Below are 25,610 nucleotides of genomic sequence, written 5' to 3' on the forward strand. Positions count from 1 at the left end.
CAAAAAAAGGGGGGTGGGGTGGAGGGTGGGGAAAGAAGAGATTAAACCCAACCATGGGGAAAAGCCTTTGCGGGGGCTGGCTTTTCCCGTAGGGCGGGCACCCAAGACAAGCCCCCCCCCCGCGAGGGTCACTTGACCGCGAGCCAGACGACGGCGCCCAGGACGACCAGGGCGACGACGGCGACCAGCGCGATCACGCCGGTGCGACTCTTGTTGTTGGTGCTGCCGTAGGTGGAGACGGAGCCCGGTGCCTGGCGCGCCGGACTCTCGTCGACGAACGCCCGGAACATCTGGGTGCTACCGGCGGGGTCGTAGTCGTTGTCAGCCATGGCACGGACTCTAACGAATCAGCCCACCTCAGGCACACCCCGGACCCTCCTCCGGCGGCCGCGGCACTCCCCCGTGCGACAAGCGGGTGAACAGCGCGCAACTCCCGGAATTCACTGCCGGGCAGTCGGGTTGACTGCGGACATGACCGGAAACCACAGCCGGGTCCGCCTCGGCAACTCCGACCTGTCCGTCTACCCGCTCGCCCTCGGCGGCAACGTCTTCGGCTGGACGGCCGACGAACAGCAGTCCTTCGCCGTACTGGACGCCTACGCGGCCGCCGGCGGCAACTTCATCGACACCGCCGACGCATACTCCGCCTGGGCCCCGGGCAACACCGGCGGCGAGTCCGAGACCGTCATCGGCGACTGGCTGCGCAGCCGCGGCAACCGCGACGACGTCGTGATCGCCACCAAGGTCGGCATGCACCCCGAGGCGAAGGGGCTGGGCGCGGCCAACATCAAGGCCTCCGCCGAGGCCTCGCTGCGCCGCCTGGGCGTGGAGCGGATCGACCTGTACTACACCCACCGGGACGACGGGACCCCGGTCGAGGAGTTCGTCACCGCGCTGGACGGGCTGGTCCGCGAGGGCAAGGTCCGGGCGGTCGCCGCCTCCAACATCTCCGCCGAGCGGCTGGCCGAGTCGCTGGCCTTCGCCGAGCGCGAGGGCCTGGCCAAGTACGTCGCGGTCCAGCCGCACTACAACCTGGTTTCCCGTGGAACATTCGAGGGCCCGCTGGCCGACGTGGTCGCCGAGCACGGCCTCGCCACCGTCCCGTACTACGCGCTCGCCTCGGGCTTCCTGACCGGCAAGTACCGCCCCGGCGGCCCGGACGTGGACAGCGCCCGCGCCGAGGGCGCCGTCCGTTACCTGGCCGAGCCGCGCGGCCCCAAAGTGCTGGAGGCGCTGGACTCGGTCGCCGCCGAGCACGACGCGACCCCCGCCTCCGTCGCCCTGGCCTGGCTCGCCGCCCGCCCGACGGTCGCCGCCCCGATCGCCAGCGCCCGCACCGTCGACCAGCTGCCCCCGCTGCTGGCCGCCACCGGGCTGAAGCTCACCCCGGAGCAGACCGCCCTGCTGGACTCCGCCTCCCGGTGAACACGACCGGGCCTACGGCCGCCCGAAGTGGGTCGGGTAGTAGCCCGAGCTGAGCGTCGATATCCGGACGGTCTTGCCCGGCCGGGGCGCCTCCACGAACGTGCCGGCGCCCAGGTAGATCCCCACGTGGTGGATCCCCGAGGCCCGGCCGCTGTCCGACCAGAACACCAGGTCACCGCGGCGCAGCTGCCCCGCGCTGATCGGCGTGGTCGCCGCGTACTGGTCGTCGGCCACCCGCGGCAGGCTTATCCCGCTGCGCCGGTAGGCCTGTTGGACCAGTCCGGAGCAGTCGTAGCCGGACGGGCCGTTGCCGCCCCAGACGTAGGGCTTGCCCAGCTGGGCGAGCGCGTAGTCGATGGCCGCCTCCGCGCTCCCGGAGGACGCCGTGCCGTCCGAGGAAGGCCGGCTGGGAGCCGGGACCGAACCGCCGCCGGTCTGCCCGGTGCGGCTGACGTAGACGTCGTAGTGGCTGGTCCAACGCCACTCACCGCTGCCGTTCTTGAACCAGTACTTCGAACCGTCCCAGCCCTGGCGCAGCCCCCAGGAGGAGGCCGAGCCGTTCGAGACCGCCTTGGCCGCGGAGCCGCCGGAACCGCCGCCGGACTGTTGCCCGGTGCGGCTGGCGTAGACGTCGTAGTGGCTGGTCCAGCGCCACTCACCGCTGCCGTTCTTGAACCAGTACTTCGAACCGTCCCAGCCCTGCTTGCCGGCCGCGGCATACGCGGACCCGGCCCCGGCCGTCAGGCCGACCACGCCGGCGCCCGCCAGCACGGTGGTGGCCAGACAGGTACTTCGCACGGCGCGGTGTATTCGGCTGCCGCCGGGCGCCGCCGCGGCGCGGGCGGTGCGCGGCCGGCCCGCGCAGTTCGGGCAGCCGCAACCCGTCATCGCGGGGATGCTGCCGAGGCGCTCCTCGAAGCCGATCAGACCGGGATCCACGTCGAGGTCGAAGTCGGGTTCGGCGTACGCGCCGGTGGCTATCCTCATGCGGGTCGTCCTTCCTTCCGCCCGGCCCGGGCGGCCGGGGGCGGTACCGAGGCGGCCACTCCGGCCGGGGCGACGAAGGCGACCAGCAGCTGCTCCATCAGCGCGCTGCGGGCGGCCTCGTCCAGTTCGTGCGCGGTCGCGCGCTCCAACCGGCGGACGGCCAGCGCCGCCGCTTCGACCGCGTCGTCGACCAGCACGGTCCGCAGGCCCGCGTCCAGGTCGGCCAGTCGACGCCGGCGCATCGACTCGGCGACCTCGGGCGCGTAGTCCAGCGCCAGCGGCTGCACCGAGTAGACCTCCAGGCCGGCCGGGGCGGCCTCGGCGGCCAGCGCACGGGTCATCTCGTTGGCGAACCACTGCCCGTCGCGCAGCGCGGGCCCGGGCGCCGCGTTGCTGTCGCACGGCAGGGTGGACGCGGTGCGGGTGAGCACCGCCTGGACCTGCTCGCGCAGGTAGCGCTCGTGCTCCTCGATCGCCATCAGTGCCCGCGCGGTGTCCTTGACCCGCCAGACGATCAGCAGCCGGACGACGATCGGGGTGCCGGTGCGGTCGACCGCCTTGACCGGCTCGCTGCGCCAGTGCCGCAGCCGCACGTCCACCCGGCGGCGGCGCAGCAGCGGGTTGACCCACACCAGCCCGGTCCTGCGCACCGTGCCCCGGTAGCGGCCCCAGCGGGTCAGTACCCGGGTCTCGCCGCCCGCGTTCGCCAGCAGGCCGGCGAGCACGAACACCACCAGCAGGCCGACCGCGCTGACCGCGGCGATCGCCTGGGCGTCCACCTCGGCCCGGCCGCTCTCCTTGGCGGCGGAGCCGCGCAGTTCGGGCAGCGCGTCCCAGTGCGGGATGACCCCGGTGCGCAGCAGCACGTACGCCACACCGGCCAGGCCCAGCAGGACCACCAGCAGGGCGACCCAGCCGGGCAGGGTGGTGGCGTCGTGCTCGCGCAGCGCCTGGTCGGCCCGCGGGGGGCGGCGCGAGGTGGCGGCGGCGGGCGCGGCGGCGACGACCTCGGGGATTTCGACGGTCTCCGGGGCGGCCGTCTCCATCGGATCCCGCTGGTCGGCCGGGCTGGCGGGGGACGGGCCGGGGACGACGGCCAGCGGAGTGGTCGCCGGTCCGCCGTCGGCCGGGAGGAGGACCGGCTTGGCGGCCTTGTCCGCCTTGACGGTCGAGACCCTGATCAGCGGGCCGGCGCCGGAGGCGGAACGTTCCGGCAAGGCCGGAGGCAGCGCCTCGGGCAGGCTGTCGGGTCTCTGCGAAGAATCGCGGATGACGTCCATGCACGGATCCTCTGGGTCGGTGTGTCGCGCAACGGGCGGCCCGGATCTGACGGGCAGTGCCGGGATCAGGCTAAGTTCATACGTCATCAAATGCGACATTTGACCTGAGGTGTGTCGACATTTACTGACGAATCGTCCGAAATGGCCTGACGTGCAGACACATGGATGAGCGAAGCGTGGGCCACCCCGGCCGGAGGCCGGGGGAGAACCGGGCGCACGAGTGGGTGGTCGGGACGGTACGGCGCAGGTCAGCGCCGTCGGGCACCTGGCCCACGGGCGAACACCCGACGGGTGATCAGCCCCAGGCCGGCGAGTGCCAGCAGCACCCCGGCGAGCGCGCCGTGCCGGCCGGCCTCCCGGGACTGACCGGCGGGCCCCTGCGCCGCCTCGACCGGCGGCACGGGCAGCGGCCGGACACTGGACCTGCCCGCCTCGGGTGCGCCCCGGTGAGCGGCCGACCAGGGCTCGGCGGCCGCGCCGGCCGCCGGGAAAGTCGTGTGGGGCGCAGGGGTCCTGGGAGCCGTGGGGATCGGGGCAGCGGGGGTGACGGGCCTGGACGGGGCGGGCGGCACCGGCACCGGCACCGGCACCATCGCACTCGGACTCAGCACAACGGGCTTCGCTGAAGCGGGAGTTGCGGCCCCGGTCACCGCCGGGGCGGAAACGCTCGAACTCGTAGCCGTCGGGCTCGTCGCCGTAGGCGTCGCCGGACTCGGCGCCGCAGCGGCGACCCGGACCCGCACCGGGTCCGCCGACGTCCCGTTCCCCGCCAGGTCGGTCGCCGTGGCGGTCAGCCACTGCTCCCCGTCCGTCAGATCCCGGTTGGCGGTGCAGGTCCAACTCCCGTCCAGCGCCACCGCCGCCCCGCACAGCACCGTGCGGTCACCCGAACCCGCCGCCCCCACCCGCGCCGTGACCAGCACGTTGGATCCCGGCTCGGCCTGCCCGCTGAGCTTCGGCCGGCCGACCTTCAACACCTCCCCCGCAGCCGGCGAGGTGAGCACCGGCTTCGCCGGCGGCACGGTGTCGACGACCAGCATGACCGTCTGCCCCGCCGTCCGGTTCCCCGCCGCGTCGACGGCGGCCGGGGCGAGTCGGCGGCTCCCGTCCGCCAGGTTCTCGACCGGCAGGCAGGACCATCCGCCGTCCGACCGGACCGCGCTGCTGCACAGTTCGGTGGAGGTGGACCGGTCGGTGACCGAGACGGTGCTGCCGGCCTCGCCGGTGCCGGTGAGCTGGAGCCCCGGGTCGTTGGTGTAGGCGGGGAGGGTGAGCACCGGGGTGAGGGTGAGGTTGTGCGGGCCGGCCGGGAGCGCGCCGCCGGGGCGGCAGGACCAGTTGCCGCCGCGCTCGACCCGGGCCTCGCAGAGCGGGTCGTCGCCGTCCCGGATCTCCACCGAGGCGCCGTCCACCGCGCCCTCGCCGCAGATCTGCGGGCGGGCTTCGGCCAGCACGGCGCCGTCGACCGGCTCGGCGATCTCGGGTCGCGCGGCACCGACGGTCAGCTTGATCCGCTGGTCGGAGACCTGCCCGGAGTCGGCGAAGCCGCCGGAGGGGACGAGTTGGCTGGTGTCACGGCCGATCCGCAGCCGGGCCCAGGTCTCGCCGGGGGCGGCGCCGGACGGCACGGTCCACTCCAGGGTCGCCGTGTCGGCGCCGGCCCGGACCTCGGTCTGCACCCGCTCGGCGGGGTCGAACCGGCCGCTGTGGTCGAAGTCGATCCGGCCGGCCAGGGTCGCGGGCTGGTCGCTCACCGCGACCGGGACGGTGACCCGGTAGTAGTGGCCGATCGCGGCCTCTGCGGGGAAGCCGATCGACGGGTCGGCGCCCCGGTACTCGCCGCGGCCGGGCTGCCGCTCGGGCGGCGGCGGGGCGGCGTACGGGCTGGCGAAGGGGTTGGCGTGCCGGGCGGCCCCGTGGTCGAGCTGTACCAGCGGCCCGTCGTCCGTGGCGGCGGCGGCCCGGCCGCGGTCGCGCCGGGACGGGGTGACGGCGTCGGCGCCCAGGAAGAGGTCGGAGACCACGTGCGAGGCGTTGCCGTAGGCCTGGGGCGCGGTGCCGAGGTCCTCGTCCACGGTGACGGTGTAGGCCTGGCGCAGGGCGGGCGGGGCGGTGGTGCTCCCGGCCCGGGCGGTGGAGCGCTGCTCGACCCGGAACACCGCGGTACGGAAGGTCCCGGCGAGCTCCAGGGTGCCCCCGGCGGCTGATCCGGCCGCGCCGTCGGTGGAGCCGTCAGCGCCGCGGGGGGCGAGGGAGTTGCCGTCGACCGTCCAGCCCGGCCAGTCGGTGCGGTCGACCAGGGCGGGGGCGGCGGGCGAGCCGCCGGTGAGGGTCAGCCGGGCCGCGGTACTGGTGGTGCCGGATTTCCCGGTGGCGACCGCGGCCAGTCCGCTGAGGTGCAGCCGGGGATTGCGGACCGGTCGGGAGAAACCCAGTCGGAGGGTTCCGACGGTGCGCCAGGAACCGTCCGTCCGCGGATGGTCCGGGACGGGGCTGAAGGTCTGCGCCGGATCCCCCGGACGCATTCCGCCCGTGTACACCGTCGCGGAATTCCCCCCTCCGGAACGGTCCGCCAATTGACCCGGCTCGGCGGTGACGGCGGCACCGGGCGCGGCCGAGAAATCGAACTGGACGGAGAGCCCGGACGGCAGGACCGCCCGGCGCTCGCCCGACCAGGTGCCAGGGGACTGCTGGGCCAACGAGAGCGGTGCGTTCAAACCGGTCAGCAGCCCGGCCGCGAGAACGGCCAGGGCGGCAGCTGTGCGGGGAAACCGTCGGCCCATCCGGCTCTCCTTCACGGTCGGCTGCCGGGTGGCGGGCAGTCCGGGCACCAGATCCGGCAAAGACGGAATCACGACCCCGGATCGGCCATACCGCGACACCTGCGCTTTTGACCGTGTCCCACCCGTTTGGCAGCCGTCCGGGCGGCAGGCCGGGATGTGCCCGAAAGGGCTGCATTTCATCCATGGGACGGCAATGGATCCCACCCGAACGGCCGGATCCGACCGGACGACCGGAATGGGAGATTTCGGCCGATCCGGCGTCCGGTACCTGACCATTCGTCGAGGAGCTCTGTTCGAATTACCCGCCCGCTCAGTAGAGTCGGGCCCCGTGACTATGGACCCCGTACTCGTCAAGCGCAGTTTCGCGGTCGTGGAACCGCACGGCCCAGCCGTCGCCGAATACTTCTACCGGCATCTGTTCGAGCACGATCCCGGTGTCCGCGGCCTCTTCGCCGAGCACCTGGACGAGCAGCGGGACCGGCTGTTCGCCGCACTCGGCGCGCTCGTCACCCATCTGGAGGACGCCGACACCGTGCTCGGACTGCTCCGCGACCTCGGCGCGCGGCACGCCCGGTACGGCGCGCTGGTCGAGCACTTCCCGGCCGTCGGCGCGAGTCTGCTCGCCACCCTGGCGCACTACGCCGGGGACGCCTGGACCGAGGAGACCGAGGCCGCCTGGACCGCCGTCTACGCGGTGGTCAGCGACACCATGGGCGCGGCGCTCACCGAAGCCCGGCCGGCCTAGCCGGGAGCGGCGCGGTGCCCTACGACCCCGCGGTCATCCGCGCCAGCTTCGCCGTCGTCGAGCGCCGCGCCGACCACCTGACCACCTTCTTCTACACCCACCTGTTCAGCCACAACCCCGGGCTGCGCCCGCTCTTCCCCGAGCGGCTGCACGAGCAGCGGGACCGGCTGTTCGCCGCGCTCACCCGGATCGTGCTGCGGCTGGACGAGCCCGGGCGGCTCACCGAGTACCTGCGGGCGCTCGGACGCGACCACCGCAAGTTCCAGGCCGCGCCCGAGCACTACCCGGCCGTCGGAGCCAGCCTGATCGCCGCGCTGCGGCAGTGCTCCGGCCACTCCTGGACGCCGGAGACCGAGAAGGCCTGGACCGAGGCCTACACCGTGATCGCCCAGGTGATGACCGAGGCCGCCGCCGACCTCCCGGAGCACCACCCGGCCTGGTGGGAGGCCGAGGTCGCCTCCCGCCGCCGGGCCGCGGCCGACCTGGTCGTGCTCACCCTGGCCCCGATGCGTCCGTACCCCTTCACCGCCGGCCAGTACGTCACGCTCAGCAGTCCCCGGATGCCCCGGGTCTGGCGGCCGTACTCGCTGGCCAACGCGCCTCGCCCGGACGGCAGCCTGGAGCTGCACGTACGGCGGGTGCCCGGCGGGCTGCTGAGTCCCGTCCTGGTGGAGGACGTGATGCCCGGCGAGCTGCTGCGGCTCGGGCCGCCGCTCGGCGACGCGGTGCTCGCGCCCGCCTCGGACCGGCCGCTGCTGCTGGTGGCCGGGGGCAGCGGCTGGGGACAGACCAAGGCGCTGGTGGAGCAGCTCGCCGCGGAACAGCCGGAGCGCACGGCCACCGTCCTGCTGGCGGCCCGCTCGGCGGCCGGGCAGTACGACCTCGACACGGTACGGCGGCTGCTCGCCCGCAATCCGCGGCTGCAGGTGCTGACCGCCGCCCCCGACCACTGCGCCGGCCCGGAGGGGGCCACCGCGCTGCTGCGGGAGACGCTGCTCGGGCACGGCGACTTCACCGACTGGGAGGTCCACCTCAGCGGCCCGCCGGAGCTGGTCGCCGAACTCACCGACCTCCTGCTCGCGCTGGGCGCCGACCCCTGGCTGGTCAAGCACGACCCGGCGCCGGTGACCTTCAACCGGAACCGTCCGCTGACCAGCTCGGAGTGGTTCCTGGACCACCGGGACGTGCCGTGGATCAACCGGACCGAGCTGGAGTGACCGGCGCCGTGGAACGAAGAAGCCCCCGGCCGGTGGCCGGGGGCTTCTCGCTGGTGCGCTCAGCAGGATTCGAACCTGCAACCTCTTGATCCGTAGTCAAGTGCTCTATCCGTTGAGCTATGAGCGCAAGGAACGGGCGAACCCGATCTTGCGGAGTTTGGTGCGCTCAGCAGGATTCGAACCTGCAACCTCTTGATCCGTAGTCAAGTGCTCTATCCGTTGAGCTATGAGCGCTCGCCCTGGTGAACGTTGTCCTCGGGGCGTTGCGTGGACAACATTACATGACCTGCGACGTAGGACGAAATCGATTGATCCGGGCCCTCCGGGCCGGCCGACGAGCACGCCCCGGACATGCGAAGAGCCCCGCCGACAAGATCGTCGACGGGGCTCCCGGCTGCGGAGGCTGAGGGATTTGAACCCTCGATCAGGAATAACCCCGAAACCGCATTAGCAGTGCGGCGCCATAGACCGGACTAGGCGAAGCCTCCCCACATGGACCATGCCCGCGCGAGCGGACCCGTTCCGTGTGTCAGTGATGATGCCACAACCCTGGGGTTCGGCACCAACCACCGCCAACGTTACTAGGCGGGTCGTCCCCGCCGCAAAGAAGAATGAGATACTGCCGACTCCGGAGGAGCTGCCCTGAGCCGAGGAGACCTGTCGACGTGAGCAGCAGGCCGATCCGAGGCGCTGCTCGCCTCGCCGCCATACTCGACGCCCTGCCCGACGCGTTGTTGCTGGTGAACAGCAACGGCACCGTCGTGGACGCCAACAGCGCGGCCGTCCAGGCGCTACAGGCGCCGGGCACCTCGCTGGTCGGCATGGGCGTGCTGGGGCTGTTGCCCGAGTTCGACCCCAGCCGGATCCCGGGCTCGATGCGCCCGGCCACCCGGGACGGCGACGCCCTGGACCGCCCGGTCCGGATGACCGCCCACCGCACCGACGGCACCACCTTCCCCGTCGAGGTCTCCGGCAACGACTTCGCCGACGACGACGGCTACGCGCGCTCCCCGCTCGCGCCGTACGACCCGTACGGCGAGGGCTCTCGCCCGCCGTCCTCCTCCGACCTGCTCCTGCTGCTGGTCCGCGACCTCTCGGGCCGGCTCGGCGTCGAGGCCGAGCTGCGCCGCCAGCACAAGCAGACCGAGATGATCCTGCGGGCCGCCGCCGAGGGCGTGCTCGGCGTGGACCTCGAAGGCCGCTGCGTGCTGGTCAACCCGGCCGCCGCGCACATCCTGGAGTACCGGGCGAGCGAGCTGGGCGGGCGCGAGCTGCACCCGCTGATCCAGCACTCCCGGGCCGACGGCACCCCGCTGGCGCTGGAGGAGTCCGCGTTGCTGGACACCCTGACCTCCGGGCGCAAGCACCGGGTGCGCGGCACCGTGCTGTGGCGCAAGGACGGCCGTCCGGTCACCGTCGACCTCACCACCGCCCCGGTCCGGGACGGTGACCAGCTGGTCGGCGCGGTGATGACCTTCACCGACCGCAGCCGCGAGCTCGCCCTGATCGCCCGCAACGAGCACCTCACCGCCGTCCTGGAGAGCGAGCTCGGCGGCGCGCTGACCACGCTGAACCAGCGGCTGGACGCCCTCGCCGCCGACCCTGCCGGACAGCTCTGGCCGGAGGCCAACTGGACCCTGCGCCGGCTCGCCGACGAGTGCCGCCGGTTCGGCAAGCTGATCGACGGCGTGCTCGAGCACCAGCGCTCCGAGGCCGGCGAGAGCGGCCAGGCGGAGGGCAGGGACGCCAAGGCCGACAAGGACTCGAAAGACGGCAAGGGCGGACGGAAGGCCGCGAAGCAGGTGCCGGTCGGCCTGGACAAGGTGGTCCGCCGGGCCGTCGAGGAGGCCGGCGGGCTGGTCGGCCCCGGCCGGGTGCGCTTCTCGGTGCACGCCGCTGCGGTCGAGGTGATCGCCGACGAGCGACGGCTCGCCCAGGCGCTGGCGCACCTGGTCGCCGACGTCAGCGGCGTCGGCCTGTCGCTGGACGCCCCCACCTCCCCCTCCCCCGGCCTGGCCGTCCCCGGCCTCTCCGGTCCCGGGCTGGGCGGCCCGACCGCGCCGGTCGCGGCCACCGAACCGCCGACCGTGGTGCTGGCCGCCGCCCAGCGCGGCGAGGTCGCCCGGGTCGAGATCCGCGGCCCCGGCATCGGCGGCAGCCCCGTCCACCTGCCGATAGCTCGCGCGGTGGTCGAGCGCCACGGTGGCGTCCTCCAGCCGCACGAGCTGCCCGGCAAGACCGGGACCACCTACGTCGTCGAGCTGCCGCTGGACCCGGCCGCCGCGAAGGCCGCCGCCGAGCGCGCCGCCGCCGAGGGCCGCTCGGACCGGCCCAAGGAGACCGACAGCGCCGTCCTGCCCGAACTGCCGGGCATCCCGCAGCTGCCCAGCAGCGGCGAGGCGGCCGAGCCCGCCCCGGCCACCGCTCCCCAGCAGCCGGGCGGCAAGGCCCCGGAGCCGGAGCAGGCGCCCGCCGAGGAGCCCCCGGCCGAGCGGCGCGGTCGCCGCGGCAAGCCCGCCCCCGAGGAGCAGGCCCCCGCGGCCACCACCGCCCCGGCCGTCCCGGACGACCAGTGGCCGAATGCCCCCGCCCGGGTCGAGCGGGCCATCCCCGAGCAGTGGAACGGCACCGGCAACGACCCCGCGTACGGCCGCCAGGGCCTGGCCGGCCCAAACGCGCGGCAGAGCGACCCGTGGGGCACGGACGACGGCCGCTCCGGCCCCGCCTACGCCGTGCCGGTCGAGGGCGGACGCCCGCAGCAGAGCCGGCCCGGCGGCCGCGGGCCGCTCGCGCTCGGCCCCGCGCCCTCGGACGCCCCCGCGCAGCCGACCGCCGCCCCCGCCGAGGACGGTGGCGAGGCCAAGCCGCGCCGGCGCCGCGCCCTGCCCGCCGCCGAGGACTCCTCGGGCGGCTTCGCGCTGCCCGGGATCACCGACGCCCCGGTGTACCCGGGCCTGGAGCACGCCCTGCCCGCCGGTCCCACGCCCGCCCCGGCCGAGCCGGCCGCCGCGCCGACCGGCCGCCGCCGTCGGCTCTCCGTGCCGCCCGGTCCCGCGCCGGAGACCGCTGCCGGCCAGGACTCCCAGGGCACTCAGGACACCCAGGGCAGCCAGGACACCCAGGGTCCCGGCACCGCGCTGGAGCCCGCCCGGCCCGCACTGCCCGCCGCCGAGGACCAGAGCGCCCCGCGCCCGGTCGGCAGCGGCCTGGCCGAGCTCGCCCCGCCGCGCCCGCTCGTCACCCCGCCGGTACCCGCCGTCCCGCCGCAGCCGCCCGTACCGGCCGAGGCCCGGACCGCGCCGCGCCCGATGGCCGAGCTCCCGCCCGCCGACGGGGCGTCCTCGGCCGAGCAGCCGCAGGCCACGGCCGGCGAGCTGGCCAACGCCCGCCGACTGCTGGTCTGGCCCGAGCCCGACCCGGCCACCAACCAGGCCCTCCGGGCCCGCGGCTACCAGCCGGTGATCGTCCGCTCCCGCGAGGAGGTGGACGCCCAGGTCGCCGGCCTCCCGGCGGCGCTCTTCGTCGACCCGCTGACCGGCCCGATCACCCGCACCGCGCTGCAGTCGCTGCGCACGGCGGCGCTCAACAACCGGGTCCCGGTGCTGGTCACCGCCGGCCTCGGTCAGGCCACCCGGGACGCCGCGTACGGCGCCGACCCGGCCGTGCTGCTGCGCGCCCTCGCGCCGCGCGACGGCGAGCACCACGCCCCGCGCGTGCTGCTGGTCGAGGGTGACCCGGACATCGCCGCCGCCATGATCAGCAGCCTGGAGCGGCGCGGCATGCACGTCGAACACGCGACGGACGAGAACGACGCCGTCGCCCGGGCCGCCAGCGTGCAGCCCAACCTGGTGGTGATGGACCTGTTCCAGATCCGCCGCCGACGGGTCGGCCTGCTGGACTGGCTGCGCGCCAACGACCGGCTGCACCGCACCCCGCTGGTGGTCTACACCTCGGTGGACCTCGACCCGCGCGAACTGCCCCGGCTGCGCACCGGCGAGACGGTGCTGTTCCTCGCCGAGCGCTCGACCAGCGAGGACGTCCAGTCCCGGATCGTCGACCTGCTCGGACGGATGGGCGCGATGGGCGAGGCGGGCGTCGCCGCCGCGGGCTGAGCACGTGACAAGGGCCGGTCACCCCGATCGGGGTGACCGGCCCTCGCCGTAGCGCCGTCGCTCCTCGCTACTCCTTGCCGAGCACCGTGACGTCCAGCTCGCCGGCCGCGTAGCCGGCCCGGATCACCTTCTTGTCGAACTTGCCGACCGAGGTCTTCGGCACCGACTCGACGATCGCCCAGCGCTCCGGCACCTCCCAGGAGGCGATCCGCTCGGCCAGGAAGGCCCGGAGCTCCCTCAGCCCGACGGTCGCGCCGGGGCGCAGCACGACGGTGGCCAGCGGGCGCTCGCCCCACTTCTCGTCCGGGACGGCGACCACGGCGGCCTCGGCCACCTCGGGGTGGGCCATCAGCTGGTTCTCCAGGTGAACCGAGGAGATCCACTCACCGCCGGACTTGATCACGTCCTTGGCCCGGTCGGTGAGGGTCAGGTAGCCGTCGGCGGTGATGGTGCCCACGTCGCCGGTGCGCAGCCAGCCGTCCTCGGAGAACTTGTCGTCCGGGCGGACCGGGTCCTGTCCGGCACCGCCGTAGTACGCCCCGGCGATCCACGGCCCGCGCACCTCCAGCTCGCCCGCGGCGACGCCGTCGTGCGGCATCCGCTCACCGCCCGGGCCGATCAGCCGGGCCTCGACGGAGGCCGGGAAGAGGCCCTGGGTGATCCGGTACGGCCACTCCTCCTCGGGGGTGAGGCCGCCCGGCGGCTGGGCGAAGGAGCCGAGCGGCGAGGTCTCGGTCATGCCCCAGGCGTGCAGCACCCGGATGCCGTGGCGCTCGTCGAAGGCCTTCATCAGCGAGGGCGGGCAGGCGCTGCCGCCGATGACGACCATCCGCAGGCTGGACGTGTCGTAGTCGCCCGCGTCCAGCTCGTCCAGCAGACCGCTCCAGATGGTGGGGACGGCGGCGCTGACGGTGGGGCGGACGGCGGCGATCATCTCGGCCATCGGCTTGGGCTGGAGGAAACGATCCGGCATGAGCAGGTTGGCGCCGGACATGAAGGCGGCGTGCGGGATGCCCCAGGCGTTCACGTGGAACATCGGGACCACCGGCAGCGCGGTGTCGCGCGGGGTGAAGGCGAAGTTGTCGCCGGTGTTGACCTGCATGCAGTGCAGGTAGATCGAGCGGTGGCTGTAGAGCACGCCCTTCGGGTCCCCGGTGGTGCCCGAGGTGTAGCAGAGCACGGCGGCCTGGCGCTCGTCGATGTCCCGCTGCCACGGGTAGTCGACGGGCCGGTCGGCGATCAGCTCCTCGTAGTCGTGCACGCCGCCCGCGAAGCCAGCCAGCAGCGAGCGGTCGCCGGGGCCGGCCACCACGATGTGCTTGAGCGTGGGCGCTAGCTCCGACAGCACGGCGGCGAGCAGCGGCAGCACGCTGCCGTTGACGATGATCACGCGGTCGGCGGCGTGGTTGACGATGAACGACAGCTGGTGGCCGGCCAGCCGCAGGTTGAGCGTGTGCAGCACCGCCCCCATCGCGGGGACGGCGAGGTACGCCTCCAGGTGCTCCGTGTTGTTCCACATCAGGGTCGCGACGCGGTCGTCCCCGGTCACCCCGAGCTCGTCCCGCAGCGCGTACGCGAGCTGCGCGGCGCGGGCGCCCACCTCGGCGTAGCTGCGGACGACCGGCCCGGTGCCGTCCCAGGTGGTGACGGTGGAGCGGGCGTGGATCGTGGACCCGTGCTCCAGGATCCGGGTGACGGTGAGCGGTACGTCCTGCATCGTGCTGAACACGGGTCCTCCTCGACCTGGCGGCACTGGCGGCGCCCGCGGCACACCTACCGGTCGGTAATGCACGCGGACGTGCCCGATTGTGCCGCCCCGCCCGCCCGCTGTCAGCATGCCGACCCCGTTGCACGGATCACTGATTCGTCCTGGTTCCTCCCGACAACCGTCGCCGCGCCCCGGCACGACCGTCCTCGGTGCCGGGCCCGGGCGGCTCGGCGGTGGTGCCGGACTGCGCCCCCTGCCAGCCGAGCCGCTCGGCGACCCGGATCACTCCGGCCGCGCCGAGGCCCCGGTAGAGGCGCACCACGAGTCCGACGGACACCTCGCGGCTGAGGTCGAGCTGCACGTCGCCGCCGGCCGGGTGCGTCGCCTCGGCGGCGGCGATGCGGCGCTTGGGAACCGGGGTCGCGTAGCGCTCCCAGTCCTCGGGGCGGCCGGTGAGCTCGCCCGTCCGGGGAGCCGGCGCGTCAGGCCGCGGGGCGGAGACGGCGCACCCCGCAGTGGTACTGACGGACCATCGGACGAACGGGTCGACCACACCGCGGGGCCCCACGCGAGTCCACCCTTTCGGGCACACCCGTCCGCATCCGTCCCGATTCCTGTAACGAGCTTGCAGGCTCAGCACTCCTTACGGCAAACTCGCTAGTATGCCCACCTCCCATACCAGCGAAACCGCTGCCCCCACCTCGGCCGCCGCCGTCGCCGAGGCCCTTGCCATGCCGCCCGCCCCCAAGGGCGAGCCTGCCGGCGAGCGGGGCAGCTGGCGACGAGGTGGGGAGTCCGGCTCCGCGGCACCCCCCGGGGTGGACCCCGGCCGATCCACCGGCCGGTTCGGCAAGGTCCTGCGGCGCCCGGAGAGGATCCCGGCGCCGCTTCTCTGTCTGGCCGCGATGTTCCTGGTGCAGACCGGCATCGCGCTGTCCAAGCCGCTCTTCGGCCCGCTCGGGGTCAGCGGCACGACCTTCCTGCGGCTCGGCTTCGCCGCGGTCATCCTGCTCGCCGCCACCCGGCCCGAGCTGCGCGACAAGCGCCCGCGCGACCTCGCCGCGGCCGCGCTGCTCGGCATGGCCTCGGCCGGGATGACCTTCCTGTTCGCCGGGGCGGTCGACCGGCTGCCGATGGGCACCGCCGCGACCATCGAGTTCCTCGGCCCGCTCGCGGTCGCCCTGGTCTTCGCCCGGCGCGCCAGCCACCTGCTCTGGGCGCTGCTCGCGGCGGCCGGGGTGGCGCTGCTGACCCTGCTCGGCGAGGGCGACGGCGGCGGCTCGCTCGACCCGGTCGGCCTGCTGTACGCCTTCGGGGCGGCCGCCTGCTACTCGGCGTACATCCTGTTCACCAACAAGGTCGGCGCCGCCTTCCAGGGCTTCCAGGGCCTCGCGGTGTCGATGACGGTCGGCGCGCTGACCCTGGCGCCGTTCGGGCTCGGCGAGGCCTGGGACGGGCTGACCGCGCCCGGCGCCTCGCCGCTGGTGCTGCTGGCCGCGGTGGCCGGGGTGTCGCTGCTGCTGCCGGTGATCCCGTACGCGCTGGAGATGACGGCGCTGCGCCGGATGCCGCAGCGGGTGTTCAGCGTGCTGGTCAGCCTGGAGCCGGCGGTCAGCGCGCTGGTCGGACTGGTGGTGCTCGGCCAGCTGCTGGGCGCGGCGCAGCTGGCGGGGATCGGCTGCGTGGTGGCGGCCAGCGTGGGGGCCACGCTGACCGGACGGCGATAGGGCGCGTTCAGGGCCCTACGGCCAGAGCAGGGTGCGCGACCACTCCGGGCTGTGGACCGGGCCGGTGCGGGTGTAGCGCAGCCGGACGTGCCGACGCTGGGCGTCGCCCTGCCAGAACTCCACCTCGTGCGCCCACAGGGTGTAGACCGCGTGCCCGGGCGCGACGGCGTCCGGGGTGGCCTCCAGCCGGCGACGGGCGACCGCCACCGCCTCGTCGTACTCGGTGAGCTCGCCCAGCGGCTCGCTCTGCCGCCCGACCAGCGCGCCGACCCGGGCGGCGGGCGAGCGGGTGGCGAACTCGGCGGCGGCGACCAGGTCGGCGGCCCGCTCCACGCTGCCGCGGACCCGCACCTGGCGGCCCAGCTGCGGCCAGTAGACGGACAGCGCGGCGGCGGGGTGGCCGGCGAGCTGACGGCCCTTCGGGCTGTCGGCGGCGGCGGAGAAGTTCCAGCCGGTGCCAGCCGCGTCGACGTCGCGCAGCACCAGCACCCGGGCGTCCGGCATGCCGTCCGCGTCGACCGTGGAGAGGGTGAAGGCCTGCGGGTCCAGCACCCCGGCGTCCAGGGCGGTGGCGAGCCAGTCCACGAACAGCGGGCCGGGCTCGGCGGGGGCGGCCTCGTGGTCGAACGAGGGCAGCGGGCGGGCCATCGGCGGGCGGCCGAGCAGCAGTTCGGGGACAGACCTCGGCTCGGGCCGGTGCTCCTCCGGCGGCGCCGGGCACACCTCCGGCTCCGGTACGGGCCTGGCCCCCTCCGGGCCGGTCAGGTCCTCGTCCTCCGCCGCCATCGCGCGCCCTTCCTTCCGGTTGCCGCGGTCGTCGCGCCGGCCGGGCCGTCCGTTCCGGGCCCGGGCACGTGGTGCGCTGTCGGAGCGCAACCGTACCGCCGTGGACCGACGGCTCCGGGCGCGGGCCCTCGGTGAACGGATCCGGGCCGCTCGGAGGGGCCGGGGCCTCGTACGGACGGACGACTCCGTACGAAGGGGGGCTTCGTGTCGGCCGGAGACCTCGGAGCGGGCCCCGGACGCACTCGTGGGCGGTGCCGACGGCGGCACCGCCCACGAGGCCGGTTTCGCGGCGACCCTTTCCGCTTGGCCGGTCAAAGCGCTCTGTCCGATCCGCACCCGGACGGAAGCCCGCCCGGGAACTGCTTCGAGCCCCTCCGCGGGTGCTCAGCCCACCCGCGGTCGTCCACCTCCGGCGCCCCCGCCGTCGGTGGTGCCCGGGGCGGTCAGCGGAAGATCGGGGCGAAGATGACGTTGACGTTCTTGTTGCCCTGGCCGGCCAGGATGTTGCCCGCGTTGTCCTTCGACGCGAGGGTGTTGTTCTGGTTCGAGGCACCGGAGCCGGTGGCTGTCTGCTGGGTGGAGACGTAGTTGCCGTCGACCCCGCCGAACACGTTCCCGGTCCCGGTGTTGGACACCACACCGGCGTTGGAACCGCCCGCGGCACCCGCGCCGTTGTCGGCGGCCGCGGCACCGGCACCCGCCAGCAACAGTCCGGCCGCCAGTGGGGCGGCAAGCAGGAACCCGAACACCCGGCGGGTGTTGATGCGAGCCATGTGAGCCTCCAAGAAGCTGTTAATCGTGCAATGTCGAGCATGGACGCGGGAGTTCGCCGGCCAGACGAACACCTGCAGGCTGCGACGCCGGAAGACAGACTTCCGCAACAAATCGACAAAGCACTAGCCGACGGGGCGGTTTTCGCCCGTTAGCGTGATATCCACCCGGGCCGCGCATAACGGCGGTAAATCCGGACAGCGCACCGACACACCATCGCCCACCTGGGATTCTGCCCGGACGGCGGCCGGTCGACAGCCTTCGGGAAACGGCGCTTCGATGCCGCGCGAACCACCGGGCGCACCACCCCCGGCGCAGTCCGCCCGTGGACGCTCCCCCGAAAAGTTCGACCACCCTTCCATGTCGACTTTTTCGGCCATTCGTAGACCATCTGAAAGTCGTACTGAAAATTCGAGCGGAGGGGGCTCGGCCCGCGCGAACCGAAGGGTGTGGAAAATCAGACCATCTTGCCCGGGTTGAGGATCCCCAACGGGTCGAAGACGGCCTTCAGTTGCCGCTGCAGGTCCAGCGCGACCGGCCCCAGCTCACGGGCCAGCCAGTCCCGCTTGAGCAGCCCCACCCCGTGCTCCCCGGTGATCGTGCCGCCCAGCTCCAGTCCGAGCGCCATGATCTCGTCGAAGGAGCGCTGGGCCCGCACCGCCTGCTCCTCGTCCGAGCCGTCGAAGATCACGATCGGATGGGTGTTGCCGTCCCCGGCGTGGCTGACCACCCCGATGGTCAGCGCGTGCCGCTCGGCGATCGCCGCGACGCCGTTCAGCATCTCGGCCAGCCGCGAACGCGGCACCGCCACGTCGTCGATCATCGTGGTGCCCAGCCGGTCCATCGCGGGCAGCGCCAGCCGCCGGGCCGCCAGCAGCAGGTCGGACTCCGCCTGGTCCTCGGCCGGCACCACCCCGGTCGCCCCGGCCTCCCGGCACAGCTCGGCGACCCGCGCCAACTCGGCCTCCCGGTCCGGCCCGTCGAAGGCCACCAGCAGCAGCGCCTGGGTCGACTCCGGCAGCCCCATCCGCCCCAGGTCGTTGACGGCCCGCACCGAGACCGCGTCCATCAGCTCCATCAGTGACGGCGTCAGCCCGCGCGCCATCACCTCGCAGACCGCCGCACCGGCCGCGTCCGCGCTCGGGAACTCCGCCGCCAGCGCCAGCTGCGGGGCCGGCACGGGCCGCAGCGCCAGCACCGCCCGGACCACCACCCCGAGCGTCCCCTCCGAACCGACCAGCAGCCGGGTCAGGTCGTACCCGGCCACCCCCTTGGCCGTCCGGCGCCCGGTGGACAGCAGCCGCCCGTCCGCCAGCACCACGTCCAGCCCGAGCACGTACTCGCCGGTGACCCCGTACTTCACGCAGCAGAGCCCGCCCGCGCCGGTGCCGATGTTGCCGCCGATCGTGCAGGACTCCCAGCTGGACGGGTCCGGCGGGTAGTACAGCCCCAACTCCTCGACGGTCCTGGACAGTTCGGCGTTCACCACACCGGGCTCCACGACCGCGATCCGGTTCACCGGGTCGATCTCCAGGATCCGGTTCAGCTTCACCAGGGACAGCACGATGCAGCCGTCCACCGCGTTCGCCGCCCCCGACAGCCCGGTCCGCGCCCCCTGCGGCACCACCGGCACCCGCAGCTCGGTGGCGGTGCGCAGCACGTGCTGCACCTGCTCCACCGTCTCCGGGAACACCACCACCGCGGGCGCACCGGCGGCGCAGAACCCGGCCATGTCACGGCTGTAGGCGGCGGTCACGTCCGGATCGACCACGACTGCCTCCGCCGGGAGGCCCCGCGCCAGCCGGTCCGTCAGATCACTCATCGCCGCCTCCACTCGCCGCCTGACCGCCCCCACCTCCGCACTCTGCCCGGCGGGGAGGGGGTGGGCAAGTGGGCCTCGGGGGTGCCGGGCGCCTCCGGACCGGATCGAACACGTCCCCGGGTCACGCCCGACGGAAGGTCCGGGTCGCCAGAGCGACCAAGCCCGCCGTTCCCGAGGCGACGGCGCACAGGAGCATGGCCACGGCCGCACCCCCGCTGTCGGCGAGCAGGCCGAGCAGGCCGTTGGACAGCACCAGCGCGAGGCTCTGCATCAGCGTCAACAGCGCCTGCACCCGGGAGAGATGGGACGCCGGAGCGCCACCCAGCACCAGCGGCCCGAGGTGGCAGGCGAACAGCCCGGAGCCGACCCCGGTCACCGTGCTGCCCGCCACCGCCACCGCCGGCACCGGGGACAGCGCCAGCAGCGCGACGCCGACCGAGGCCGTGCAGAGCCCGGCCGCTGCCCCGACCCCCGCCCGGGGCAGCGCGCCGCGCCAGGCGACCAGGCTCGCCACCGCGAGCACCCCGGCCGCCTGCCCGCCGGTCACCAGTGCGGCCGTCCCCGCCGTCCAGCCGTGCGCCCGGGCGAGCAGCGGCCCGAGCAGCGACACCACCGGCAGCAGTCCCCCGGCTGCGGCCCCGGTGAGCAGCAGCGCGGCCCGCAGCAGCGGGTCGCGCAGGGCGAGCCGGACTCCGGACGCCGCCTCGCGCAGCAGCCCGCTCGGTGCGGCCGGCCCCGGGGCGTCCTCCCGGGGCCGGACCCGCAGCAGGACCAGCAGGACGACCCCGAAGCTCACCGCGTCCGCGACCGCGGCGCCGGCGAACCCCCCGGCGGTGACCAGCAGGCCGCCGAGCGGCGCCCCGAGCAGGGCGGCGCTCTGCCCGCCGGCCTGCCGCAGCGCGAGCGCCCGGGGCAGCCGGTCGACGGGCACCAGGCGGCGCGGCATCGATCCGCTCGCCGGCAGGTAGAACGCGTCGACCGTCCCGATCACTGCCGCCGCCGCGACCAGCAGCCGGAGCGGCGTGCCCCGGCCGCCCACCGTGACCGCCAACGCGGCCGTCGCGACCAGCATCACCGCGTCCCCGGCGAGCATCACCCGGCGGGCGCCGAACCGGTCCGCGACCGCACCACCCAGCAGGACCAGCACGGTGCGCGGGACGGTCACCGCCGTCAGGACCAGCCCGGCCGCTCCACCGCCGTGCGCGGAGGCGGCCCAGCCGAGGGCGAAGTACAGCGCGGCATCGCCCAGCAGCCCGGCCTGGGCGCCGGCCAGCCAGAGCAGGTACGGACCGGGCAGCGGCGCCCGCTCGGTGGTGGCGGTGGTCATGCCCGGGGACGCTAGGGCCCTCGACCTGGTCGAGGGCAAGCACGGCCTACCGGCGGACCACCGGCTCCTGGAGCTCGGTGACCCACTGGGCCCGGTCCTGCGGGCACTCCAGGTACAGCTCCCGGGCGTAGCCGGCCGAGCGGTAGCCGTTCTGGTCGATGAAGCGGGCCAGCTCCTGGAAGCTCCCCACGGAGTCGTCCATCGAGCCGCGGTGCACGATCGTCGCCGCCGCCGCCATCGGCGGCAGGTCGAGCACCTCGAAGTCGTGCGCGCCCGGCCGTACCGACGACCCGACCGGGACGGCGACCAGGATCAGCACCGAGCCGTCGCCCTCCGGCGTGTCCTCGTAGCGGGCGACGGACGGGCCGGCCGCCTCGATGCCGGCCCCGGCCATCCGACGGCACAGCTCGTCGAACAGCGGGCCGATCACCGGCGTGATGTCCTCCGGCTGGTAACTCCTGGCCACGCCGGTCAGTTGGGCCACCCGCACGGACGGCACGGGCTTCACCACGACATCGTGCTCGGACATGTTCCCCTCGCTCTCGATCGTCCGGAGCCTCGCCTCCACCCGGGCCAGCCGGTGCTCGTCCGCCGCGATCGCCTCGGCGAGCTGGGCCCGCCGCAGCCGCAGCATCCCGCGCAGTTCGGCCGCGTCCAGCTGCTCGTCCAGGACGGCCCGCACCTGCTGCAGCGTGAAGCCGAGGTCCTTGAGCGCGATCACCCGGTTGAGCCGTGCGAGTTGGCCCGCCCGGTACCAGCGGTACCCGGTGGCCGGGTCCACCCGGGCGGGGCGCAGCAGTCCGATCGCGTCGTAGTGGCGCAGCATCCGCACCGACACCCGGCCGTGGCTGGCGAAGTCTCCGATGTTCAACATGGTGGCTCCACTCCACCGCCTCCCACGGTGTCAGGGTCAACCCCGGCCGACGGACCGCTCCGGAAAAACACCGAGGGCGGGTGCCGAGTGGTCTCGGCACCCGCCCTGAGCAGGTGGTTCTCCTACCAGCGGAGAGCGTGGGATTCGAACCCACGGTGACGGGTCACGCCACGACAGTTTTCAAGACTGTTCCCTTAGGCCGCTCGGGCAGCTCTCCAGGCGGAGGTCAGCCTAACGGGTCCGGCGGGCTTCGGCGCACACGATTCCGCGCTCCCGAGGGTCACTGGTCGCCCTCGCGCTGGCCGAGGGTGACCTTGGTGCTGTACGTCTGGCCGTTGCGGGTGTACTCGACGTCCACGGTCTCGCCCGGCTTGTGCGTCCAGATCCGGCTGACCAGGGCGGGGCCGTTCTCGATCGGCGCGCCGCCGAGCTTGGTGATCACGTCGCCCGGCTTGAGGCCCGCCTTGTCGGCCGCGCCGCCGGGGGTGACGGCCGGCTGGCCCTGGATGTCGCGGGTCTGGATCTGCGCGCCGTCACCCTTGTAATCGTCGTTGCGCAGCACGTCGAGCTTGGCGTAGACCGGCTTGCCGGTCTTGATCAGGGTGTCCGCGACCCACTTGGCCTGGTTGATCGGGATGGCGAAGCCCAGACCGATGCTGCCGGCCCGCCCGTTGGCCGAGGCGTTGGACTGGATCGCCGAGTTGATGCCGATCACCGCGCCGCTGGAGTCGAGCAGCGGGCCGCCGGAGTTGCCGGGGTTGATCGAGGCGTCGGTCTGCAGGGCGTTCATGTACGAGGCCTGCGAGCCGGTCTCGTCGCCCGAGGCGACCGGGCGGTCCTTGGCGCTGACGATGCCGCTGGTGACGGTGGACTCCAGGCCGTACGGCGCGCCGATCGCGATCGTGGCGTCGCCGACGTTGACCCTGTCGGAGTCGGCCAGCGCCAGGGGCGCCAGCTTGGCCTTCGGCGGGTTGTCGATCTTGACCACGGCGACGTCGTAGCCCTCGGCGTGGCCCAGCACCGAGGCGCTGTAGGACGTGCCGTCGGCGAACTTGACGGTCAGTTTGCCGCCGCTGAGGGTCGGCGCGACCACGTGGTTGTTGGTGAGGATGTGGCCCTCGGTGTCGAAGACGAAGCCGGTGCCGGTGCCCGACTCGGTGCTGCCCTGCGCCTTGATGGTGACGACGCTGGGCAGCGCCTTCTGCGCGATGGCGGCGATCGAGCCGGGGACGGGCTCGTTCTTCTGGGTGTTGCTGGCCTGCACGGTGGTGCTGCGGTGGTCGTCCGCCGAACTGGTGCTGTCGGTGTGCTTGGTGGCGACCACGCCGAGCGCGCCGCCGGCCACGCCGGCGACCAGCGCGACGGCCGCGAGCAGGGCCACCAGGCCGCCGCGCTTCTTGCGCGGGCCGCCGGGGCCGTTCGGGCCGCCGGGGTAGTCGGCCGGGTAGCCGAGCGGGCCGCCGGGGTAGTCGGGGCCTCCGGGGTAGCCCGCGCCGCCGGAGGTGGCGTCGTGGGCGGCGCCCCAGCCGCCGACCGGCTGGCCGGCGCCGAACGGGTGGTGACCGTGCGCGGCGGGCGCCGCGCCGTACGGCTCCTGGGCGGCGGCGGCCGGGGCCCCGTACGGCTCTTGTGCGCCGGCGGCGGGCACGCCGTGGGACGGGGTCGCGTACGGGTTGGCGGCCGGCGGCAGGGCCGGGGCGACCGGGGCCGCGGCCGGAGCAGCGGGGGCTGCGGCTGCGGGCGCGGGCGCGACGGGCGGCGCGGGCGGCAGGACCGGCGGCGGGGCGTCGATGTAGCCGGTGACCGGGTCGACGGTGTGCTCCTCGGCGGCGGGCGCCGCCGGGGCCTCCGCCGCCGGGGCCTCCGGCGCCGGGACCTTGGTGAAGGCCACGGTGGGCTTGTGACCACCCTCGGCCGGGGCGGCCGCAGCCGGGGCGGCCTCGATCGGCTCGGGCCCGGCCTCCGGCGCGGTCTCCGGCTCCGGGACGCGGCTGAACGCCATCGTCGGCTTGTGTCCGCCGTCGCCCGCGGCGGCATCGGCCGACGCCGCGTCAGCGGCTTCCGACGCGGCCTCGGGGACCCGGCTGAACGCCATCGTCGGCTTGTGGCCGCCCTGAGCGGTGCCGTCGGAAACGGACCCGGCCGCCTCCTCGGGACCCGCGGGCTGCTCCCCCTGCGGCCCGGTGGGCCCAACCTCGCGCTCGGTGCTCACGGACGACCTCCATAGCTGACAGAACCAAGGACCATAGTTTTTCGCACCGTCGATTCGATTGCCGTAAGGACCCCTCTGAAGAACTCATAAGAATCCTTAGCCGACACCGACGACGGCGATGACGGCGGCGGTCGGTGAGCTCCCCTCCCCCCGCCCGGGCGTTCCGCGATGCGGACCGCACACCCCGTGGCCTTTGGCGTTCGTACCCGTGCCGGTTAGCCTGTCGCTCCAAACTGACACGCGGGAGCTTGGACCGACCAGGCTGAGAGTGCGCATGTCGACCGTACGCCAAGCGGGACACCGGCGGACCGTCGAGGGGGCGCTGACCGCCGGAACCTGTCCGGGTAATGCCGGCGTAGGGAGTATCGGCCATGCCGCCTGCTTCGCCATCCTCTTCTTCGAGCGCGCCCACGTCCAAGGATTTCCTTGATCGTCCCACGGACGCGGCCACCCCCGGCACCGACGAGCGCGTCGAGGCGCCGCTGGTGCTGGACACCGAGCCACCGCGCACCCTGCGCTTCCGGGACCACTTCGCGCTCTGGATGAACCTGGGCGTCAGCCTGATCGGCTTCTCCACCGCCGCCAGCGTGCTCGGCGAGAAGGGCAGCGAGCTGTCGCTGGCCGCCGCGGTGACCGCGATCGTGGCCGGTACGGCGGTCGGCACCGCGATGCTCGGCGTGGCCGCGCTGATCGGCGCCCGGACCGGCGCCCCCGCGATGGCCAACCTGCGCGGGCTGTTCGGCACCCGGCTGTCCTACCTGCCGACCGTGCTGAACATCGTCCAGTGCATCGGCTGGGGCGTGTTCGAGCTGCTGACCATCTCGGCGGGCGCCCAGACCGTCGCCCACACCACCGGCTACCGCTGGCTGTTCGTGCTGGCCGCGGGCGCGCTGACCACCGCGCTGACGATCTGGCCGCTGGGCGCGATCGCGGTACTGCGCCGCTTCGTGGCCGGGGCGGTCGCGGTCGCGATGGTGTACTTCACCGTCCAGCTGGGCCGTCAGGGTGTGCCGGACCCGGGCGCGGGCAACTGGCACGGCTTCCTGGGCGCCACCGACGCGATGATCGCGGTGTCGATCTCCTTCGTCCCGATGGCCGCCGACTACACCCGGCACTCGCGCACCACGGGCTCGGCCTTCTGGGGGAGCTTCTCCGGTTACACCGTCGCCCAGGTCTGGTGCTACGTACTCGGCCTGATGGCGCTGCTGCAGTCCGACGGCGACCCGAGCCGGATCTTCGACTCCTTCCTCGGCGTCTGGGCCGGCTGGCTGTTCCTGCTCGTGCTCGTGCTGCGCGAGACCGACCAGTCCTTCGCCAACGTGTACTCGACCGCGATGTCGCTGCAGAACCTGCTGCCGCGGGTGGACCGCCGGGCGCTGAGCGGTGGGATCGGAGTGCTGACCACCGTGCTGGCGCTGCGGATCGACAGGTTCACCGACACCTACAGCAACTTCCTCGGCCTGATCGGCTCGGTGTTCGTGCCGCTGCTCGCGGTGCTGGCGGTGGACTACTTCTTCGGGGCCGGCCGGCACGGCTGGGACCTCTCCGAGGAGGCGCCGTCCCGCTGGCTGATGCTGCTGCCGTGGGTGCTGGGCTTCGCGGTCTACCAGTTCATCGCGCCGACCGCGGTGGCCGGCTGGTGGACGGACTTCTGGACCTCGGCCCAGCAGGCCCTGCACTTCACCCCGCAGGAGTGGACCTCCGCCTCGCTGTTCGCCTTCCTGGTACCGGCCTTGGTCACCTGGGCGCTCACCCCACTGACCCGGCGCGCCGCCCGCGCCTGAGGCACCGGGGGCGAAACCGGCTCCGCAGGTTGGGACCGTCTTCGCCCCCG

18 protein-coding genes, 4 tRNA genes and 1 riboswitch are annotated in these 25,610 nt (G+C 74.0%); of the genes, 6 read left to right on the top strand and 16 right to left on the bottom strand.

Annotated features, from left to right (window positions below; all coding sequences use genetic code 11):
- Positions 1 to 128: 128 nt before the first annotated feature.
- Positions 129 to 329, bottom strand: a complete 201-nt coding sequence (locus tag ACFQ87_RS02665; protein WP_380608747.1) for a hypothetical protein — start codon at positions 327 to 329, stop codon at positions 129 to 131.
- A gap of 142 nt (positions 330 to 471) precedes the next feature.
- Between ACFQ87_RS02665 and ACFQ87_RS02670 the strand changes: the two genes are divergently transcribed.
- Positions 472 to 1,425 carry an aldo/keto reductase gene (locus ACFQ87_RS02670; protein WP_380608748.1) on the top strand — a complete coding sequence of 318 codons (954 nt, stop codon included), beginning with the start codon at positions 472 to 474 and terminating at the stop codon, positions 1,423 to 1,425.
- A gap of 12 nt (positions 1,426 to 1,437) precedes the next feature.
- Here the strand turns inward: ACFQ87_RS02670 and ACFQ87_RS02675 are convergent, their stop codons facing one another.
- From ACFQ87_RS02675 to ACFQ87_RS02685, 3 genes are all read right to left on the bottom strand, one after another.
- Entirely contained in the window at positions 1,438 to 2,412 is a 975-nt protein-coding gene (locus ACFQ87_RS02675) for a C40 family peptidase (RefSeq protein ID WP_380608749.1), read from the bottom strand.
- Positions 2,409 to 3,692 carry an SPFH domain-containing protein gene (locus tag ACFQ87_RS02680; RefSeq protein WP_380608750.1) on the bottom strand — a complete coding sequence of 428 codons (1,284 nt, stop codon included), beginning with the start codon at positions 3,690 to 3,692 and terminating at the stop codon, positions 2,409 to 2,411. The genes ACFQ87_RS02675 and ACFQ87_RS02680 overlap by 4 nt, the downstream gene beginning before the upstream one ends.
- A gap of 248 nt (positions 3,693 to 3,940) precedes the next feature.
- A complete protein-coding gene (locus ACFQ87_RS02685) occupies positions 3,941 to 6,475 on the bottom strand; it encodes an Ig-like domain-containing protein (protein WP_380608751.1) in 2,535 nt (844 codons plus the stop codon).
- A 334-nt stretch (positions 6,476 to 6,809) separates the two neighbouring features.
- Here ACFQ87_RS02685 and ACFQ87_RS02690 point away from each other — a divergent pair, with 334 nt between their 5' ends.
- The gene (locus tag ACFQ87_RS02690) at positions 6,810 to 7,220 is read left to right on the top strand and encodes a globin domain-containing protein (RefSeq protein ID WP_380609113.1); all 411 of its coding nucleotides are present in this window, start codon (positions 6,810 to 6,812) and stop codon (positions 7,218 to 7,220) included.
- Between the two features lie 14 nt (positions 7,221 to 7,234).
- Positions 7,235 to 8,437, top strand: a complete 1,203-nt coding sequence (locus ACFQ87_RS02695) for a globin domain-containing protein (protein WP_380608752.1) — start codon at positions 7,235 to 7,237, stop codon at positions 8,435 to 8,437.
- A gap of 51 nt (positions 8,438 to 8,488) precedes the next feature.
- Here the strand turns inward: ACFQ87_RS02695 and ACFQ87_RS02700 are convergent.
- The 3 genes from ACFQ87_RS02700 to ACFQ87_RS02710 all read right to left on the bottom strand — a co-directional run bounded on the left by ACFQ87_RS02700 (position 8,489) and on the right by ACFQ87_RS02710 (position 8,925).
- Positions 8,489 to 8,564, bottom strand: a tRNA-Arg gene (locus tag ACFQ87_RS02700).
- A 31-nt stretch (positions 8,565 to 8,595) separates the two neighbouring features.
- Positions 8,596 to 8,671, bottom strand: a tRNA-Arg gene (locus tag ACFQ87_RS02705).
- Positions 8,672 to 8,834: 163 nt separating this feature from the next.
- Positions 8,835 to 8,925: transfer RNA gene (locus ACFQ87_RS02710), tRNA-Ser, on the bottom strand.
- Between the two features lie 177 nt (positions 8,926 to 9,102).
- Between ACFQ87_RS02710 and ACFQ87_RS02715 the strand changes: the two genes are divergently transcribed.
- Complete coding sequence (locus tag ACFQ87_RS02715) at positions 9,103 to 12,549, top strand: PAS domain-containing protein (RefSeq protein ID WP_380608753.1); 3,447 nt, start codon at positions 9,103 to 9,105, stop codon at positions 12,547 to 12,549.
- Positions 12,550 to 12,616: 67 nt separating this feature from the next.
- Here ACFQ87_RS02715 and ACFQ87_RS02720 read toward each other — a convergent pair whose 3' ends face one another.
- On the bottom strand, positions 12,617 to 14,278 hold the full coding sequence (locus ACFQ87_RS02720) for a long-chain fatty acid--CoA ligase (protein ID WP_380608754.1): 1,662 nt from the start codon (positions 14,276 to 14,278) through the stop codon (positions 12,617 to 12,619).
- Positions 14,279 to 14,405: 127 nt separating this feature from the next.
- Positions 14,406 to 14,825 carry a hypothetical protein gene (locus tag ACFQ87_RS02725; protein ID WP_380608755.1) on the bottom strand — a complete coding sequence of 140 codons (420 nt, stop codon included), beginning with the start codon at positions 14,823 to 14,825 and terminating at the stop codon, positions 14,406 to 14,408.
- Positions 14,826 to 14,919: 94 nt separating this feature from the next.
- On the opposite strand from ACFQ87_RS02725, the gene ACFQ87_RS02730 reads away from it, so the two are divergent.
- Positions 14,920 to 15,984 (top strand): DMT family transporter, encoded by a 1,065-nt coding sequence (locus ACFQ87_RS02730; RefSeq protein WP_380608756.1) that lies wholly within the window; start codon positions 14,920 to 14,922, stop codon positions 15,982 to 15,984.
- A 15-nt stretch (positions 15,985 to 15,999) separates the two neighbouring features.
- On the opposite strand, the gene ACFQ87_RS02735 is transcribed toward ACFQ87_RS02730, so the two are convergent.
- The 7 genes from ACFQ87_RS02735 to ACFQ87_RS02765 form a co-directional block, all read right to left on the bottom strand.
- Positions 16,000 to 16,770, bottom strand: coding sequence for a pyridoxal 5'-phosphate synthase (locus tag ACFQ87_RS02735; RefSeq protein ID WP_380608757.1), 771 nt, complete (start codon positions 16,768 to 16,770; stop codon positions 16,000 to 16,002).
- Positions 16,771 to 17,213: 443 nt separating this feature from the next.
- Complete coding sequence (locus tag ACFQ87_RS02740; RefSeq protein ID WP_380608758.1) at positions 17,214 to 17,543, bottom strand: hypothetical protein; 330 nt, start codon at positions 17,541 to 17,543, stop codon at positions 17,214 to 17,216.
- Between the two features lie 455 nt (positions 17,544 to 17,998).
- Positions 17,999 to 19,363 carry an FAD-binding oxidoreductase gene (locus tag ACFQ87_RS02745; RefSeq protein ID WP_380608759.1) on the bottom strand — a complete coding sequence of 455 codons (1,365 nt, stop codon included), beginning with the start codon at positions 19,361 to 19,363 and terminating at the stop codon, positions 17,999 to 18,001.
- 121 nt (positions 19,364 to 19,484) lie between these two features.
- Positions 19,485 to 20,690 carry an MFS transporter gene (locus tag ACFQ87_RS02750; protein ID WP_380608760.1) on the bottom strand — a complete coding sequence of 402 codons (1,206 nt, stop codon included), beginning with the start codon at positions 20,688 to 20,690 and terminating at the stop codon, positions 19,485 to 19,487.
- A 46-nt stretch (positions 20,691 to 20,736) separates the two neighbouring features.
- Complete coding sequence (locus ACFQ87_RS02755; protein ID WP_380608761.1) at positions 20,737 to 21,564, bottom strand: MerR family transcriptional regulator; 828 nt, start codon at positions 21,562 to 21,564, stop codon at positions 20,737 to 20,739.
- Positions 21,565 to 21,693: 129 nt separating this feature from the next.
- Positions 21,694 to 21,781, bottom strand: a tRNA-Ser gene (locus ACFQ87_RS02760).
- A 63-nt stretch (positions 21,782 to 21,844) separates the two neighbouring features.
- The gene (locus ACFQ87_RS02765) at positions 21,845 to 23,776 is read right to left on the bottom strand and encodes a S1C family serine protease (protein WP_380608762.1); all 1,932 of its coding nucleotides are present in this window, start codon (positions 23,774 to 23,776) and stop codon (positions 21,845 to 21,847) included.
- A gap of 230 nt (positions 23,777 to 24,006) precedes the next feature.
- Positions 24,007 to 24,155, top strand: a riboswitch (TPP riboswitch).
- Here ACFQ87_RS02765 and ACFQ87_RS02770 point away from each other — a divergent pair.
- Positions 24,148 to 25,560 (top strand): purine-cytosine permease family protein, encoded by a 1,413-nt coding sequence (locus ACFQ87_RS02770; RefSeq protein ID WP_380608763.1) that lies wholly within the window; start codon positions 24,148 to 24,150, stop codon positions 25,558 to 25,560. Its footprint overlaps the riboswitch before it by 8 nt.
- Positions 25,561 to 25,610: the final 50 nt, after the last annotated feature.

The organism is Kitasatospora sp. NPDC056531 (assembly GCF_042794375.1).
Lineage (GTDB): Bacteria > Actinomycetota > Actinomycetes > Streptomycetales > Streptomycetaceae > Kitasatospora.

What these genes read in the sequence shown, in the direction of transcription:
- ACFQ87_RS02755 (WP_380608761.1), bottom strand. Translation starts at nt 21,564, where the DNA reads ATGTTGAACATCGGAGACTTCGCCAGCCACGGCCGGGTGTCGGTGCGG.
- ACFQ87_RS02685 (WP_380608751.1), bottom strand. Translation starts at nt 6,475, where the DNA reads ATGGGCCGACGGTTTCCCCGCACAGCTGCCGCCCTGGCCGTTCTCGCG.
- ACFQ87_RS02680 (WP_380608750.1), bottom strand. Translation starts at nt 3,692, where the DNA reads ATGGACGTCATCCGCGATTCTTCGCAGAGACCCGACAGCCTGCCCGAG.
- ACFQ87_RS02740 (WP_380608758.1), bottom strand. Translation starts at nt 17,543, where the DNA reads ATGGCTCGCATCAACACCCGCCGGGTGTTCGGGTTCCTGCTTGCCGCC.
- ACFQ87_RS02745 (WP_380608759.1), bottom strand. Translation starts at nt 19,363, where the DNA reads ATGAGTGATCTGACGGACCGGCTGGCGCGGGGCCTCCCGGCGGAGGCA.
- ACFQ87_RS02770 (WP_380608763.1), top strand. Translation starts at nt 24,148, where the DNA reads ATGCCGCCTGCTTCGCCATCCTCTTCTTCGAGCGCGCCCACGTCCAAG.
- ACFQ87_RS02670 (WP_380608748.1), top strand. Translation starts at nt 472, where the DNA reads ATGACCGGAAACCACAGCCGGGTCCGCCTCGGCAACTCCGACCTGTCC.
- ACFQ87_RS02730 (WP_380608756.1), top strand. Translation starts at nt 14,920, where the DNA reads ATGCCCACCTCCCATACCAGCGAAACCGCTGCCCCCACCTCGGCCGCC.
- ACFQ87_RS02750 (WP_380608760.1), bottom strand. Translation starts at nt 20,690, where the DNA reads ATGACCACCGCCACCACCGAGCGGGCGCCGCTGCCCGGTCCGTACCTG.
- ACFQ87_RS02675 (WP_380608749.1), bottom strand. Translation starts at nt 2,412, where the DNA reads ATGAGGATAGCCACCGGCGCGTACGCCGAACCCGACTTCGACCTCGAC.
- ACFQ87_RS02735 (WP_380608757.1), bottom strand. Translation starts at nt 16,770, where the DNA reads ATGGCGGCGGAGGACGAGGACCTGACCGGCCCGGAGGGGGCCAGGCCC.
- ACFQ87_RS02690 (WP_380609113.1), top strand. Translation starts at nt 6,810, where the DNA reads ATGGACCCCGTACTCGTCAAGCGCAGTTTCGCGGTCGTGGAACCGCAC.
- ACFQ87_RS02665 (WP_380608747.1), bottom strand. Translation starts at nt 329, where the DNA reads ATGGCTGACAACGACTACGACCCCGCCGGTAGCACCCAGATGTTCCGG.